The 14,718-nt window shown below is 57.5% G+C and carries 14 protein-coding genes and 1 riboswitch; of the genes, 8 read left to right on the forward strand and 6 right to left on the reverse strand.

What is annotated here, in order from left to right; genetic code table 11:
- Nucleotides 1-13: 13 nt before the first annotated feature.
- A riboswitch (TPP riboswitch) is annotated at nucleotides 14-107 on the reverse strand.
- Between the two features lie 70 nt (nucleotides 108-177).
- Nucleotides 178-1,839: an HTH-type transcriptional regulator SgrR gene (gene sgrR / locus F3I21_RS14950; protein WP_058770626.1), complete on the reverse strand. Its 1,662-nt coding sequence runs from the start codon at nucleotides 1,837-1,839 to the stop codon at nucleotides 178-180.
- A gap of 254 nt (nucleotides 1,840-2,093) precedes the next feature.
- On the opposite strand from sgrR, the gene F3I21_RS14955 reads away from it, so the two are divergent.
- Nucleotides 2,094-3,275, forward strand: coding sequence for an MFS transporter (locus F3I21_RS14955; protein WP_150059243.1), 1,182 nt, complete (start codon nucleotides 2,094-2,096; stop codon nucleotides 3,273-3,275).
- A 204-nt stretch (nucleotides 3,276-3,479) separates the two neighbouring features.
- Here F3I21_RS14955 and leuD read toward each other — a convergent pair whose 3' ends face one another.
- From leuD to leuL, 5 genes are all read right to left on the reverse strand, one after another.
- Complete coding sequence (gene leuD, locus F3I21_RS14960; protein WP_058759635.1) at nucleotides 3,480-4,085, reverse strand: 3-isopropylmalate dehydratase small subunit; 606 nt, start codon at nucleotides 4,083-4,085, stop codon at nucleotides 3,480-3,482.
- Between the two features lie 3 nt (nucleotides 4,086-4,088).
- Nucleotides 4,089-5,495 (reverse strand): 3-isopropylmalate dehydratase large subunit, encoded by a 1,407-nt coding sequence (leuC, locus tag F3I21_RS14965; RefSeq protein ID WP_150059244.1) that lies wholly within the window; start codon nucleotides 5,493-5,495, stop codon nucleotides 4,089-4,091.
- 4 nt (nucleotides 5,496-5,499) lie between these two features.
- The gene (gene leuB, locus F3I21_RS14970; RefSeq protein ID WP_150059245.1) at nucleotides 5,500-6,591 is read right to left on the reverse strand and encodes a 3-isopropylmalate dehydrogenase; all 1,092 of its coding nucleotides are present in this window, start codon (nucleotides 6,589-6,591) and stop codon (nucleotides 5,500-5,502) included.
- Nucleotides 6,592-6,593: 2 nt separating this feature from the next.
- Nucleotides 6,594-8,156 carry a 2-isopropylmalate synthase gene (gene leuA / locus F3I21_RS14975; protein ID WP_058759632.1) on the reverse strand — a complete coding sequence of 521 codons (1,563 nt, stop codon included), beginning with the start codon at nucleotides 8,154-8,156 and terminating at the stop codon, nucleotides 6,594-6,596.
- 93 nt (nucleotides 8,157-8,249) lie between these two features.
- Nucleotides 8,250-8,333 carry a leu operon leader peptide gene (leuL, locus tag F3I21_RS23620; protein WP_125308910.1) on the reverse strand — a complete coding sequence of 28 codons (84 nt, stop codon included), beginning with the start codon at nucleotides 8,331-8,333 and terminating at the stop codon, nucleotides 8,250-8,252.
- A 132-nt stretch (nucleotides 8,334-8,465) separates the two neighbouring features.
- Between leuL and F3I21_RS14985 the strand changes: the two genes are divergently transcribed.
- The 7 genes from F3I21_RS14985 to ftsL all read left to right on the forward strand — a co-directional run bounded on the left by F3I21_RS14985 (nucleotide 8,466) and on the right by ftsL (nucleotide 14,703).
- Nucleotides 8,466-8,645, forward strand: a complete 180-nt coding sequence (locus F3I21_RS14985) for a hypothetical protein (RefSeq protein ID WP_150059246.1) — start codon at nucleotides 8,466-8,468, stop codon at nucleotides 8,643-8,645.
- A 419-nt stretch (nucleotides 8,646-9,064) separates the two neighbouring features.
- Nucleotides 9,065-10,789, forward strand: a complete 1,725-nt coding sequence (ilvI, locus tag F3I21_RS14990; RefSeq protein WP_031279705.1) for an acetolactate synthase 3 large subunit — start codon at nucleotides 9,065-9,067, stop codon at nucleotides 10,787-10,789.
- Nucleotides 10,790-10,791: 2 nt separating this feature from the next.
- Nucleotides 10,792-11,283 (forward strand): acetolactate synthase small subunit, encoded by a 492-nt coding sequence (ilvN, locus tag F3I21_RS14995; protein ID WP_010615603.1) that lies wholly within the window; start codon nucleotides 10,792-10,794, stop codon nucleotides 11,281-11,283.
- A gap of 197 nt (nucleotides 11,284-11,480) precedes the next feature.
- Nucleotides 11,481-12,491 (forward strand): catabolite repressor/activator, encoded by a 1,011-nt coding sequence (cra, locus tag F3I21_RS15000; RefSeq protein WP_010615604.1) that lies wholly within the window; start codon nucleotides 11,481-11,483, stop codon nucleotides 12,489-12,491.
- 492 nt (nucleotides 12,492-12,983) lie between these two features.
- Nucleotides 12,984-13,442 carry a division/cell wall cluster transcriptional repressor MraZ gene (gene mraZ / locus F3I21_RS15005; protein WP_150059247.1) on the forward strand — a complete coding sequence of 153 codons (459 nt, stop codon included), beginning with the start codon at nucleotides 12,984-12,986 and terminating at the stop codon, nucleotides 13,440-13,442.
- A 2-nt stretch (nucleotides 13,443-13,444) separates the two neighbouring features.
- On the forward strand, nucleotides 13,445-14,386 hold the full coding sequence (rsmH, locus tag F3I21_RS15010; protein ID WP_021507568.1) for a 16S rRNA (cytosine(1402)-N(4))-methyltransferase RsmH: 942 nt from the start codon (nucleotides 13,445-13,447) through the stop codon (nucleotides 14,384-14,386).
- Nucleotides 14,383-14,703, forward strand: coding sequence for a cell division protein FtsL (gene ftsL / locus F3I21_RS15015; protein ID WP_021507567.1), 321 nt, complete (start codon nucleotides 14,383-14,385; stop codon nucleotides 14,701-14,703). The genes rsmH and ftsL overlap by 4 nt, the downstream gene beginning before the upstream one ends.
- The last annotated feature ends 15 nt before the right edge of the window (nucleotides 14,704-14,718 follow it).

The raw sequence follows: 14,718 nt of genomic DNA on the forward strand, positions 1-14,718 counted from the left end.
CGCAAAGGATCTGAGGGCGGAGCATCTCAAATCCCTACGCCGGTACGAGCCGGATCAGGTTCGACGGGTCTCTCTCAGCCAGTTAACCGGCACCCCGTTGAGAACGACATATTCTAGACATTTACAGGACAACGCGAAAGGTTCACCTGCCGGTCGTGTTGTCTCCTGCTGCCCTTTTTACAGCTCCGGCGGGGCGAACCAGGCGGACTTGAAGTCAAACCAGCCGAGCGTGTTCAGCCGCACGCCACGCATGCTGCGCTGGCCCTCCAGCAGCAGCCAGTGATGAAACAGCGGATGCAGATAGTCGCTGTTTACCAGCTGTTTGCTCCACTCCGCCAGCGGCAGCGCTTTCTCACGCCAGCGCGCAGCGTCGGCCTGCCAGTCCAGCGGGATACAGTGATGCATCAGCGGTAGCTCGTAGAGCTGAGCGAACAGGGCGTAGTCGAGCGGCAGGGTAAAGTTGACGCTGCCCAGCCAGATGTCACTCTCGCCCGCGCCGTCGAACCAGCTTTCGTAGCTCACTTCGCGGGTAATCAGCTCGACGCCCTGCTGCGCCAGCAGCGGCCGCAGCGCATTGGCGATGCCCTCGTGTTCGACGTGGTGGCTGTACCAGCTGAGCGTCAGCTGGGTCACGCCGTCGGGCTTGTGGGCCGGAGTGATATCGCGCCGATGGTGCCAGCGCGGCAGCAGGCCATAAGCCGGGAACCAGTAGCGCTGATAGCCGACGCCGGCATGATTGAGCAGCGCGATAGGGTTAAGCAGATCGCTCACCCAGCGGCGGAAACCGGCATCGCGCCCGCGTTCAGAGCGCTGATCGAACAGCAGAAAATAGCAGCCCTCTTCGAGGCGACTCTCTTCCGATTTTTCGTCGTCGTTTTCGCCTTCCAGTTTTACACCGGCGTAGACCAGCTCATCGCTGATCTCCGGCAGCACCCAGATCGAGACATCATCAATCAGCGCGCGGTAGCCGAAGTAGTCATCAAACGCGGCGATTTTCAGCTGGGTTTGCTGATTGCGCACCACGCTGTACGGACCGGTGCCAATAGGCTGACGGGCGAAGTGGCGCAGCGTCGGCCACTCACGCGGCAGAATCATGGCGCTGACGCTGGCCAGCAGCCACGGCAGCCAGCAGTCCGGCTGGCTGAGATGGATATCCAGCGTCCACGGCGCCGGCGAGTGCAGCTGGTCGATGTGCGAAAACAGCGGCTGGCTGCGCACCCGCTCCAGCGAGGCGATGACATCCTCCATCTCCAGCTCGCGGCCATGATGAAAGCGGATTGCCGGCCGCAGGAAGAAGCGCCAGTGCAGCGGAGAGGTTTGCTGCCAGTGATGGGCAATGTCGGCGGCGATTTCCCCCTTTTCCTCATTTATACGCGTCAGGCCGCTGAATATCTGCCGCGCCAGATGGGTTTCTGAACGGCGCAGCGGCGAGCCAGGCAGCAGGTTAGGCAGAGGCCGGTAGTAGAGCACGCGCAGAATATGCTTGCCCTGGCGAAAGCTGCGGCCAAGGTGCGCGGCAATCATCTGTCGCACCTGGTTTTTATCGCCCACCAGCTGCACCAGCTGGTCGATGCGATCCTGCTCCAGCAGGTCTTCGGCGCGCTGCTGCTGTAGCGCCAGTCCGGTGTAGCAGAAGCTTAGCAGCGAGCGTTTACCGCGACCGGCTTCAGCCTGCCAGATCAGCCAGCCCGCCGCCTGCATGGCGTTCAGCAGATTACGCATGTGGCGGCGTGAGCAGTGCAGCAGTTCGGCCAGCTCGCTCAGCGTGGTTTCCTGATCCTGGCCCTGACAGTGTTGCCACAGGCGAATGAATTGCTGTTGCAGACGCGCAGAGGACATAAAAGGGGAACTCCTTCTCGACTTCGCTCAGTTTTTCCTGCCCCATATTAGAGGCATACTGGCGGGCAATGGAAGAGCGGGAGGCATTCAGCAATGAATGGCGCTCTGCCAGCGGTTCCGCCGACGTGGAACCTTTTCTGAGTAGGGTGCAATTTCACCGCCAGCGGAGTTTTTCTCTGCTGGCTTTTTTCGTTTTGCTGTGGAATCTTCTACGCTGTTTTTTTCCCGGTCTTTTTCCTCAAAGGGATTTCTGCATGAAATCGCTGTTACCGCGGCCGCGCCGCCTGAATCCGGTTTACCTCTCCTTTATGGCGGTGTCGTTTATGGTCGGCGTGGCGGGGGCGTTACAGGCGCCGACGCTCAGCCTGTTTTTGACGCGCGAGGTGCAGGTGCGGCCGTTCTGGGTCGGCCTGTTCTTTACCATCAACGCCGTCGCCGGGATCGTAATCAGCCTGCTGATGGCGAAGCGTTCGGATAACCGTGGCGATCGCCGTCATCTGATCCTGTTTTGCTGCCTGATGGCGGTGGCCAACGCGCTACTGTTTGCCTTTAACCGTCACTATCTGACGCTCATCACCCTCGGCGTGCTGCTGTCGGCGCTGGCCAGCGTGGCGATTCCGCAGATCTTCGCGCTGGCGCGTGAATATGCCGATCAGTCGGCGCGTGAAGTAGTGATGTTCAGTTCGGTGATGCGCGCGCAGCTGTCGCTGGCGTGGGTGATTGGGCCGCCGCTGTCGTTCGCGCTGGCGCTCAACTACGGCTTCGTCACGCTATTCTGCGTGGCGGCGGTGATTTTTCTGCTGAGTATGCTGCTGATCTGGCGCACGCTGCCCTCGGTGCCGCGCATCGCCGCCACGCCGGAGCAGGTGCTGATGCAGCTCAGCCCGTGGAAAGACAGCCAGGTGCGGCTGCTGTTTATCGCCTCGGTGGTGATGTGGGCGTGTAATACCATGTATATCATTGATATGCCGCTGTATATCAGCGCAACCCTTGGCCTGCCGGAGAAGCTGGCAGGGCTGCTGATGGGCACCGCTGCCGGGCTGGAGATCCCGATCATGCTGCTGGCCGGCCATTACGCGAAGCGCTACGGCAAGCGCAAGCTGATGCTGCTGGCGCTGGTGGCGGCGATTGTGTTTTATCTCGGGCTGGTGCTATTCCGTTCTCAAACCGCGCTGATGATGCTGCAGCTGTTTAATGCCGCGTTTATCGGCATCATCGCCGGCATAGGTATGCTGTGGTTTCAGGATTTGATGCCGGGCCGTGCCGGTGCGGCGACCACCATGTTCACCACCTCGATTTCAACCGGGTTGATTATCGCCGGCCTGATCCAGGGGATACTGAGTGAGCGCTTTGGTCATGAGTCGGTGTACTGGCTGGCGTTAGTGATGGCGGTGGTGGCGCTGGTGCTGGCGGCGCGGGTACGCGATGCGCAGTGAGGGCTGTGTGGAGATTGAAGGGCGCCATAAATGGCGACCCAGCAGGGCATTGCGCATTTCGGGCATGTTTTGCACATTTTTGGTCGCCATAAATGGCGACCCTACAGGGCATTGTGCATTTAAGCATCTCTGGTCGCCATCAATGGCGACCAAATTACTGGCGCGTTTGCTGTAGGGGGCGCCTTGCTGCGCACCGGGTAAACCTTAACGCAGAAACGCTGGCTGGCTGGATTCGTAGCTGGCGATGGACGCTTCATGCTGCAGCGTCAGGCCAATGCTGTCGAGGCCGTTGATCATGCAGTGACGGCGGAAGCTGTCGATTTCAAAGCTATAAACCTTGTCGCCGGCGGTGACGGTCTGCGCTTCGAGATCGACGGTGAAGCGGATACCCGGCTGCGCGGCCACCAGTTTGAACATTTCATCGACCTGCTCTTCGCTCAGCTTCACCGGCAGCAGCTGGTTGTTAAAGCTGTTACCGTAGAAGATGTCGGCGAAACTTGGCGCAATCACCACGTGAAAACCGAAGTCGGTCAGCGCCCACGGCGCGTGTTCACGCGAGGAGCCGCAACCAAAGTTCTCGCGCGCCAGCAGGATGCTGGTGCCTTTGAACTCCGGCTTATTCAGCACGAAGCTGGCGGTCGGCTGGGTGCCGGCGTCATCATCAAAACGCCAGTCGTGGAACAGGTGTGCGCCAAAGCCGGTGCGCGTCACTTTCTGTAAAAACTGCTTCGGGATGATGGCATCGGTGTCGACGTTTGCGGCATCCAGCGGGGCCACAATCCCGGTGTGTTGGGTAAATTTGTTCGCCATGGCTTAAGCTCCCTGAGTCAATTCACGAATGTCGGCAAAACGACCGTTTACCGCCGCCGCAGCAGCCATCGCCGGGCTCACCAGATGGGTGCGACCGCCGCGACCCTGGCGACCTTCAAAGTTACGGTTACTGGTTGAGGCACAGCGCTCACCCGGATTCAGACGATCGTTGTTCATCGCCAGGCACATCGAACAGCCCGGCAGACGCCATTCAAAACCGGCTTCGAGGAAGATTTTGTCCAGACCTTCGGCTTCAGCCTGCGCTTTCACCGGACCGGAACCTGGCACCACCATCGCAACCACGCCCGGCGCCACTTTGCGGCCTTTGGCGATCGCGGCAGCCGCGCGCAGATCTTCGATACGTGAGTTAGTGCAGGAACCGATAAACACTTTATCGATCGCTACCTCAGTCAGTTTGATGCCCGGCTGCAGATCCATATAGGCCAGCGCTTTCTCGGCGGAAGCGCGTTCAACCGGATCGGTAAACGAGGCCGGATTCGGGATGGCCTGATCCACGGCCATCACCTGGCCCGGATTGGTGCCCCAGGTGACCTGCGGCGCGATATCGGCAGCATTCAGCGTCACGACGGCGTCAAACTGCGCGTCGCTGTCGGACTTCAGGGTGCGCCAGTAAGCCACCGCCTGCTCCCACTGCTCGCCCTTCGGCGCGAACTGCTTGTCTTTCAGATAGGCAAACGTGGTGTCATCCGGTGCTACCAGGCCCGCTTTGGCGCCCATCTCAATCGCCATGTTGCACAGCGTCATGCGGCCTTCCATGCTCAGCGCTTCAATCGCCGGGCCACAGAATTCAACCACGTGACCGGTGCCGCCGGCGCTGCCGGTTTTACCGATGATCGCCAGTACGATGTCTTTGGCGGTGATGCCCGGCGCAGCTTCGCCCAGCACTTCAATCTTCATGGTTTTCGCCCGGCCCTGTTTCAGGGTCTGGGTGGCGAACACGTGCTCCACTTCGGAGGTGCCGATACCGAACGCCAGGGAACCGAAGGCGCCGTGCGTTGCGGTGTGCGAGTCGCCGCAAACGATGGTCATGCCTGGCAGCGTCATGCCCTGCTCGGGACCGATCACGTGCACAATGCCCTGGAACGGGTGGTTCAGGTCATACAGCTGAATGCCGAACTCAGCACAGTTCTTCATCAGCTCCTGCATCTGAATACGCGCCATCTCACCCGAGGCGTTGATGTCTTTGGTCTGGGTGGAAACGTTGTGGTCCATGGTGGCAAAGGTCTTCGACGGCTGGCGCACTTTACGGCCGTGCGCACGCAAACCGTCAAACGCCTGCGGCGAGGTGACTTCGTGAATCAGGTGACGATCGATATACAGCAACGGCGTTTCGTCTGGCGCTTCGTGAACGACATGTGCATCAAATAACTTCTGGTATAAGCTTTTCATTTTGTTATTTTTCCTCGCTGATGTAACCGGCAATGATGCTGCCCATTTCATCGGTGCTCACGGCAGGGCCGTCACCGGCCAAATCACGGGTGCGATGGCCCGCTTCCAGCGCACGGCTTACCGCGCGCTCAATGCTATCCGCAGCGGCGTCAGCGTTCAGGCTGAAACGCAGCAGCATCGCCAGCGACAGAATCTGCGCAATCGGGTTGGCGATGTTCTGGCCGGCGATATCCGGTGCGGAACCGCCCGCCGGTTCGAACAGGCCGAATCCCTCTTCATTCAGGCTGGCCGAAGGCAGCATGCCCATCGAGCCGGTAATCATCGCGCACTCGTCCGACAGAATGTCACCAAACAAATTCGAGCAGAGTAAAACGTCAAACTGCGACGGATCCTTAATCAGCTGCATGGTGGCGTTGTCGATGTACATATGGCTCAGCTGCACATCCGGATAATCTTTTGCCACTTCGTTGACGATTTCACGCCACATCACCGAGGTCGCCAGCACGTTAGCTTTATCAACAGAAGTCACTTTATTACGGCGCTTGCGCGCAGCTTCAAAGGCGTTGCGGGCAATACGCTCGATTTCAAAACGGTGATAGACCTCGGTATCAAAAGCGCGTTCATGCGCGCCGCTGCCTTCGCGGCCTTTCGGCTGGCCGAAATAGATGCCACCGGTCAGCTCACGCACGCACAGGATATCAAAGCTGCGGGCAGCGATGTCGCTGCGCAGCGGGCAAAATGCTTCCAGACCTTTGTACAGCGCCGCCGGGCGCAGGTTGCTGAACAGTTTGAAGTGTTTACGCAGCGGCAGCAGCGCACCGCGCTCAGGCTGGCCGGCCGGCGGCAGATGTTCCCATTTTGGACCGCCGACCGAGCCGAACAGAATGGCATCAGCCTGCTCAGCACCGGCCACGGTGGCGGCGGGTAAAGGTTCACCGTGACGATCGATGGCGATACCGCCGACATCATATTCGCTGGTGGTGATGCGCATATCGAAGCGCGCGCGAATCGCGTCGAGAACTTTCATGGCCTGCGCCATAACTTCCGGACCGATTCCGTCGCCTGGCATTACCGCAATATGATAAGACTGAGTCATAGTTACACCGTTTCCTTCTGATCTTTAAATTTACGCTGCAATTCTTTTTCGACCTGCTTTGCCCGCCAGATGTTGTTCAGGGCATTCACCATCGCTTTCGCCGAGGATTCGACGATATCGGTCGCCAGGCCCACGCCGTGGAATTTACGCCCGTTGTAGTTGACTACGATATCGACCTGACCCAGCGCGTTTTCGCCGTGGCCTTTCGCGGTCAGCTTGTAGTTCACCAGCTCAGCATCGAAGCCGGTGATACGATTAATGGCTTGGTAGACGGCATCAACCGGACCGTTACCGGTAGCGGCGTCGGCTTTGGCCTCTTCGCCGCAGCCCAGCTGCACTGACGCCGTTGCGGTGACGCTGGAGCCGGTCTGCACGTTGAATTCGTTCAGCTGGAAGTACTCCGGCTCTTCATTCTGCTTATTAATGAAGGCCAGCGCTTCCAGGTCGTAATCGAACACCTGGCCTTTTTTGTCCGCCAGCTTGAGGAAGGCGTCGTACAGCGTATCCAGGTTGTAATCGGACTCTTTATAACCCATCTCTTCCATACGGTGCTTCACGGCGGCACGGCCGGAGCGGGACGTCAGGTTCAGCTGAATTTTGTGCAGGCCAATCGATTCTGGCGTCAGGATTTCGTAGTTTTCGCGGTTCTTCAGCACGCCATCCTGATGAATGCCGGAGGAGTGGGCGAAGGCGTTGGAACCGACCACCGCTTTGTTGGCGGGGATCGGCATGTTGCAGATCTGGCTGACAATCTGGCTGGTGCGGTAGATTTCCTGATGATTGATATTGGTGTGCACGTTCATGATCTGCTGACGGGTTTTGATCGCCATGATCACCTCTTCCAGCGCACAGTTACCGGCGCGCTCGCCCAGGCCGTTCAGCGTGCCTTCGACCTGACGCGCACCGGCCAGCACTGCCGCAATGGCGTTACCGGTCGCCATGCCCAGATCGTCATGGGTGTGCACCGACAGAATCGCTTTGTCGATGTTGGGTACGCGCTGCACCAGCTGACCAATAATGTTGGCGTACTCGCCCGGCAGGGTATAGCCCACGGTGTCCGGAATATTGATGGTGGTGGCGCCGGCGTTGATCGCGGCTTCTACCATGCGGCACAGGTCGTCAATCGGCGTACGACCACCGTCTTCGCAGGAGAACTCAACGTCATCGGTATAGTTGCGCGCCCGCTTAATCATGTGCACCGCGCGTTCAATCACATCCGGCAGCGTGCTGCGCAGTTTAGTGGCGATGTGCATCGGCGAAGTGGCGATAAAGGTGTGAATACGGAAGGCGTCGGCCACGCGCAGCGATTCGTAAGCCGCGTCGATATCTTTCTCGACACAGCGCGCCAGACCACACACGCGGCTGTTTTTGATGGTCCGGGCAATGGTCTGCACGGATTCGAAATCACCCGGCGAAGAGACCGGAAAACCGACTTCCATTACATCCACGCCCATCCGTTCCAGCGCCAGGGCGATCTGCAGTTTTTCTTTAACACTCAGGCTGGCCTGTAATGCCTGTTCGCCGTCGCGCAGAGTGGTATCGAAAATTATTACTTGCTGGCTCATGGTCATCTTCCTTTTGCATTGACTTCGCCGGTGCTACGAGCATAAAAAAACCCGCGCAGTGGCGCGGGTTTTTTAACTTTCAGCAGGTTCGAATCAGTTGTTGATTTCGCCCACGAGTCTACCGCGCAAACTGGATGCGTTAAGTAGTAGACCGAGTAGACGAAAAGAACGTGACATGAATCAAACCTCGTAAAATGAGTGCTGCACATATTGGTACTGGATTCGCCTGGCGATGTCAACCCTAAGTGAAAGGGTATTTCTCTGGCCGGAAAAGGGCGATGTGCTGGGATTATCGGTCATCACAGAGCATTGCCATTAATTAACGGTGGCTTAGCGCGTTATGCCACTTTAAAAAATCTTTTAAAAAAGGCGGGTAATTTTAAGTTGCTGAATTATATGTTTTTAGTCAGGCTTATTCGTCAGGTGGAAAAACAAGATAAAGCTTGTTGCTTAGCAGATTGTGATGTGGAAGATGGATTTAAGAGTTAATCACGCCAGAAACGCGGTAACGGAAAAAATTGTGGGCTAAACACGCTGGCAATATGAAAATCATATTTCTTACAACACGCTGTAAATAATCTGCAAACCAGCATTTTCCTCTGTCCATATGCCATCGCATTAGTTTATTCCTCCCGGGCGATAATCACGCGTCAGTGCCTTTTTTGCCACTGACAGCGCCGTGCCGCCTTATGACGTTTGCAGGCCGGGTTTTCTGCGGTTATGGTAATCGACCTACTCTCAAAAGAATCCACGCAGGTAGAATCCCTGTACCTGGAAGACGAAATGAATGGCGTCTTCTGAGCATAAACATAAGGTTTTGATCTTAATTGGCAATAAAGGGACAGATGCGAGCGGCACGCAGGATAGCGTTTGCTGGCGCAGCTGGCTCTCAAGCCTGGAGGCAGAAAATGGAGATGTTGTCAGGAGCCGAAATGGTCGTCCGTTCGTTAATCGATCAGGGCGTTAAGCAGGTATTCGGTTATCCGGGCGGTGCGGTGCTCGATATTTATGATGCGCTGCAAACGGTCGGTGGTATTGACCACGTGCTGGTGCGCCATGAGCAGGGCGCCGTACATATGGCGGATGGCCTGGCGCGCGCGACCGGCGAAGTCGGCGTGGTGCTGGTCACCTCAGGTCCTGGCGCCACCAACGCCATCACCGGTATTGCGACCGCTTATATGGATTCCATTCCGCTGGTGATCCTCTCCGGTCAGGTGCCGTCCTCGCTGATTGGCTATGACGCCTTCCAGGAGTGCGACATGGTGGGGATTTCGCGTCCGGTGGTGAAGCACAGCTTCCTGGTGAAAAGCACCGAAGAGATCCCGACAGTGCTGAAAAAAGCCTTCTGGCTGGCGGCCAGCGGTCGTCCGGGGCCGGTGGTGATCGATCTGCCAAAAGATATTCTGAATCCGGCTAACAAGCTGCCGTACGTGTGGCCGGAAACTGTCAGCATGCGCTCTTACAATCCGACGCTGCAGGGCCACAAAGGCCAGATCAAGCGCGCGCTGCAGACGCTGCTGGCGGCGCACAAGCCGGTAATTTACGTCGGTGGCGGGGCCATTACTTCTGGCTGCGAGGCGGAACTGCTGCAGCTGGCAGAGCAGCTGAATATTCCGGTCACTACCTCGCTGATGGGGCTGGGCGCGTTCCCGGGCACGCATCGTCAGTGTGTGGGCATGCTCGGTATGCACGGCACCTATGAAGCCAACATGACCATGCACAATGCCGATCTGATCTTTGGTATCGGCGTACGTTTTGACGACCGCACCACCAACAATCTGGCGAAGTATTGCCCGAATGCCACCGTGATGCACATTGACGTCGATCCAACCTCGATCTCCAAAACCGTCAGCGCCGATATCCCGATTGTCGGCGATGCCAGACAGACGCTGACGCAGATGCTGGAGCTGCTGGCGCAGAGCGAGGCGAAGCAGGAGCTCGACAGCCTGCGTGACTGGTGGCAGAGCATTGAAGGCTGGCGCAGCCGCAAGTGCCTGGAATTTGACCGTACCAGCGACAAAATCAAACCGCAGGCGGTGATCGAAACCATTTGTCGTCTGACGCACGGCGAGGCGTATGTGACCTCGGACGTCGGCCAGCACCAGATGTTCGCCGCGCTTTACTACCAGTTCGATAAACCGCGTCGCTGGATCAACTCCGGCGGCCTCGGCACCATGGGCTTTGGCCTGCCGGCGGCACTCGGCGTGAAGATGGCGCTGCCGCAGGAGACCGTAATTTGCGTAACCGGCGACGGCAGTATTCAGATGAATATTCAGGAGCTGTCGACCGCGCTGCAGTATGATCTGCCGGTGCTGGTGCTGAACCTGAACAACCGCTTTCTCGGCATGGTGAAACAGTGGCAGGACATGATTTACTCCGGCCGCCATTCACAATCCTATATGGAATCGCTGCCGGACTTCGTGCGTCTGGCGGAAGCCTATGGCCACGTGGGCATCGCGATTCAGCATCCGGCTGAGCTGGAAGAGAAGCTGCAACTGGCGCTCGACACGCTGGCGAAAGGGCGTCTGGTGTTTGTGGATGTCACGGTGGACGGCAGCGAGCACGTCTACCCGATGCAGATTCGCGGTGGCGCGATGGATGAGATGTGGTTGAGCAAAACGGAGAGGACTTAATTATGCGTCGTATTTTATCAGTTCTGCTGGAGAACGAATCCGGCGCATTGTCGCGCGTGGTGGGGCTGTTTTCCCAGCGCGGCTATAACATTGAGAGCCTGACCGTCGCGCCGACCGACGATCCTACCCTGTCGCGCATGACCATTCAGACCGTGGGCGACCAGAAAGTGCTGGAGCAGATCGAAAAGCAACTGCACAAGCTGGTGGACGTGTTGCGCGTCAGCGAACTGGGGCAGGGCGCTTACGTCGAGCGTGAAATCATGCTGGTGAAGATTCAGGCCAGCGGGTACGGTCGCGAAGAGGTAAAACGCAGCGCGGAAATTTTCCGTGGGCAGATCATTGATGTGACGCCGACGCTGTACACGGTTCAGCTGGCCGGCACCAGCGATAAACTCGACGCGTTCCTCAACACCGTACGCGAAGTGGCGGAAATCGTTGAAGTGGCGCGTTCCGGCATCGTCGGGGTATCACGCGGCGATCGCGTAATGCGTTAATACCGCAAAGTTATCATCGGTTTTCAAGCTAACCCGGCGGAATGCCGGGTTTTTTTATTTTATGCGCTTCGGCCGCTTGTGCATGAAAAGCGGTTGCTCAGCGTACTGTTCTGCGGTTAGATGTTACAAATGTTTTACCCTTAGCTACTCTGCGGACATTTTCGCCAGCCCTGGCTTATCAGAATTAAGGTGTCATCGTGAAACTGGATGAAATTGCGCGCCTGGCGGGCGTGTCGCGCACCACGGCGAGCTATGTCATCAATGGCAAAGCGCGGCAGTATCGTGTCAGCGACAAAACCGTTGAGAAAGTCATGGCGGTGGTGCGTGAGTACAACTATCACCCCAACGCGGTGGCTGCAGGCCTGCGCGCCGGACGCACCCGTTCGATTGGCCTGGTGATTCCCGATCTGGAAAACACCAGTTATACCCGCATCGCCAACTATCTTGAACGCCAGGCGCGTCAGCGCGGCTATCAGCTGCTGATTGCCTGTTCCGAAGATCAGCCGGATAATGAAATGCGCTGCATTGAGCATCTGCTGCAGCGTCAGGTGGATGCGATCATTGTCTCCACGTCGCTGCCGCCGGAACATCCGTTCTATCAGCGCTGGGTCAACGATCCGCTGCCGATTATCGCGCTGGACCGCGCGCTGGATCGTGAACACTTCACCAGCGTGGTCGGTGCCGATCAGGATGACGCGCAGGCGCTGGCGGCTGAATTGCGTCAGCTGCCGGTGAAAAACGTGCTGTTTCTCGGCGCGCTGCCGGAGCTGTCGGTCAGCTTCCTGCGTGAAATGGGTTTCCGCGAGGCGTGGCAGGGCGATGAACGCCCGATCGATTTCATCTATTGCAACAGCTTTGACCGCGCCGCTGCGGCGACGCTGTTTGAAAAATACCTCGAAGACCACGCGATGCCCGAAGCGCTGTTTACTACCTCGTTTGGCCTGCTGCAGGGGGTGATGGACGTGACGCTGAAGCGTGACGGCCGCTTGCCGACAGACCTGGCTATTGCGACTTTCGGCGACCACGAATTATTAGACTTTCTGGAGTGCCCGGTGCTGGCGGTAGGGCAGCGCCATCGCGATGTCGCTGAGCGTGTGCTGGAGCTGGTGCTGGCTTCGCTGGATGAGCCACGCAAACCGAAGCCGGGTTTAACCCGTATCCGCCGTAATTTATTCCGCCGCGGACAATTAAGTCGTCGCGCTAAATGAAGCGTCGGGCGAGACGTCGCCCGCGCTAATTTCTCTCATCCATATTTAACCAGACGCACACGGGCGTAAAAAAGCGTAAATTATCATCGCTCCGGCTAACGAATTATCGGCGCTGGACTTTCTTATTTGTTTACATCTTCAGCAATCGCGCATAGCAGAGCTGACGCGATGGTGCTGGGCTTCCTTTCAGAAATCCCCTAAAATGCCGCCGCCGTCGCAGATTGGGGCAGAATAATCGCAGCGGTAAAATTGCGCTAATTTTCACCGATAAATCTGACGCAAATTTTTTTTATACTGTTATTCATCAGGTTAATTTTAAATTGACCATTCATTCTCCTCTTATTCGTCTCTCCGGTTAATTTCATTCGGTGTAAAGAGTGATATTCACTTGCCGTTGCGGCTTGACAAGGATTTCATCGGCTCCGTAAACTCGTTTCGTGGTAAAAAGTGGGATAAAGTGGTGAAAACGGGTAACTGAGGGGTAGGGCTGGCATGTTCCGTGGAGCAACGTTAGTCAATCTCGACAGCAAAGGGCGCCTGGCGGTGCCGACGCGTTATCGCGAATTGCTGCTCGCAGAGTCTCAGGGTCAAATGGTTTGCACCATTGACCTCCATCAGCCCTGCCTGCTGCTTTATACCCTGCCCGAATGGGAAATTATTGAGAAAAAACTGGCCCGGTTATCCAGTATGAATCCGAACGAGCGTCGCGTGCAGCGTCTGCTGTTAGGACATGCCAGCGAGTGCCAGATGGATAACGCAGGCCGTTTACTGCTGGCGAACACGTTGCGCCAGCATGCGAGCCTGACCAAAGAAGTGATGCTGGTTGGACAGTTCAACAAGTTTGAGCTGTGGGATGAACAGACCTGGTATCAACAAGTTAAGGACGATATTGACGCAGAACAGTCAGCTCAGGGGCCTTTATCTGAGCGGTTGCAGGACTTGTCGCTATAGCTATGCAGGAAAATTTTAAACACACCACGGTGCTGCTGGATGAGGCGGTTAACGGCCTCAATATCAGGGAAGACGGCATTTATATTGACGGCACCTTTGGTCGCGGCGGTCACTCACGCCTGATCCTGTCGCAGCTTGGCGCGCACGGACAGTTACTGGCGATCGACCGCGATCCGCAAGCCATAGCCGCAGCCGCTGAGATAAAAGATCCACGTTTCTCGATTGTGCACGGGCCGTTTTCAGCGCTGGCTGAGTATGTCGAAGAGCGCGGGCTGACCGGCAAAATCGACGGCGTACTGCTGGATTTGGGCGTCTCTTCGCCTCAGCTGGATGACGCCGAGCGCGGTTTCTCCTTTATGCGCGACGGGCCGCTGGATATGCGTATGGATCCGACGCGCGGTCAGTCGGCAGCCGAGTGGTTGCAGAGCGCGGAAGAGGCAGACATTGCGTTTGTGCTGAAAACCTACGGCGAAGAGCGCTTCGCAAAACGCATCGCCCGCGCCATTGTCGAGCGCAACCGGGAACAGCCGATGACGCGCACCAAAGAGCTGGCCGATCTGATTGCGGCGGCAACGCCGGTAAAAGACAAGTTTAAGCATCCGGCGACGCGCAGCTTCCAGGCGATACGCATCTGGATCAACAGTGAGCTGGAAGAGATCGATATCGCGCTGAAAGGGGCATTAACGGTGCTGGCACCGGGCGGGCGTTTATCCATCATCAGCTTCCACTCGCTGGAGGATCGGCTGGTGAAGCGCTTTATGCGTGACCAGAGCCGCGGACCGCAGGTGCCGGCCGGGATTCCGATGACCGAGAGCCAGCTAAAAGCGCTGGGCGGACGTGAACTGAAAACCCTCGGCAAGCTGATTCCTGGCGAAGCCGAAGTCAAAGACAACCCGCGCGCGCGCAGTTCGGTCCTGCGTATCGCTGAGAGAACCGCATCGTGATTGGCAATGAGCGTCACAGCCTGCCCGGCGTCATTGGTGGCGATCTGCTGCGTTTTGGCAAGATCCCGCTGCTGCTGCTGATCGCCGTGCTGGTTTCTTCGGTGCTGGTGGTGACCACCACGCATAAGACCCGTCTGCTGACGGCGCAGCGTGAGCAGCTGGTGCTGGAGCGTGATGCGCTGGATATCGAGTGGCGCAACCTGATCCTCGAAGAGAATGCGCTGGGCGATCACAGCCGGGTAGAACGGATAGCAACCGATAAGCTGCAGTTGCAGCATGTTGATCCTTCACAGGAAAATATTGTGGTGCAGAAATAAGGAATCGCAGACCTC

This window comes from Pantoea sp. B_9 (assembly GCF_008632015.1).
Lineage (GTDB): Bacteria > Pseudomonadota > Gammaproteobacteria > Enterobacterales > Enterobacteriaceae > Pantoea > Pantoea dispersa.

Bases quoted from the DNA above. Each gene is read 5' to 3' on its own strand.
- leuD (WP_058759635.1), bottom strand. From the start codon at position 4,085: ATGGCGAACAAATTTACCCAACACACCGGGATTGTGGCCCCGCTGGAT.
- leuC (WP_150059244.1), bottom strand. From the start codon at position 5,495: ATGAAAAGCTTATACCAGAAGTTATTTGATGCACATGTCGTTCACGAA.
- leuL (WP_125308910.1), bottom strand. From the start codon at position 8,333: ATGTCACGTTCTTTTCGTCTACTCGGTCTACTACTTAACGCATCCAGT.
- sgrR (WP_058770626.1), bottom strand. From the start codon at position 1,839: ATGTCCTCTGCGCGTCTGCAACAGCAATTCATTCGCCTGTGGCAACAC.
- rsmH (WP_021507568.1), top strand. From the start codon at position 13,445: ATGCAGGAAAATTTTAAACACACCACGGTGCTGCTGGATGAGGCGGTT.
- ilvI (WP_031279705.1), top strand. From the start codon at position 9,065: ATGGAGATGTTGTCAGGAGCCGAAATGGTCGTCCGTTCGTTAATCGAT.
- leuA (WP_058759632.1), bottom strand. From the start codon at position 8,156: ATGAGCCAGCAAGTAATAATTTTCGATACCACTCTGCGCGACGGCGAA.
- leuB (WP_150059245.1), bottom strand. From the start codon at position 6,591: ATGACTCAGTCTTATCATATTGCGGTAATGCCAGGCGACGGAATCGGT.
- ilvN (WP_010615603.1), top strand. From the start codon at position 10,792: ATGCGTCGTATTTTATCAGTTCTGCTGGAGAACGAATCCGGCGCATTG.
- F3I21_RS14955 (WP_150059243.1), top strand. From the start codon at position 2,094: ATGAAATCGCTGTTACCGCGGCCGCGCCGCCTGAATCCGGTTTACCTC.
- mraZ (WP_150059247.1), top strand. From the start codon at position 12,984: ATGTTCCGTGGAGCAACGTTAGTCAATCTCGACAGCAAAGGGCGCCTG.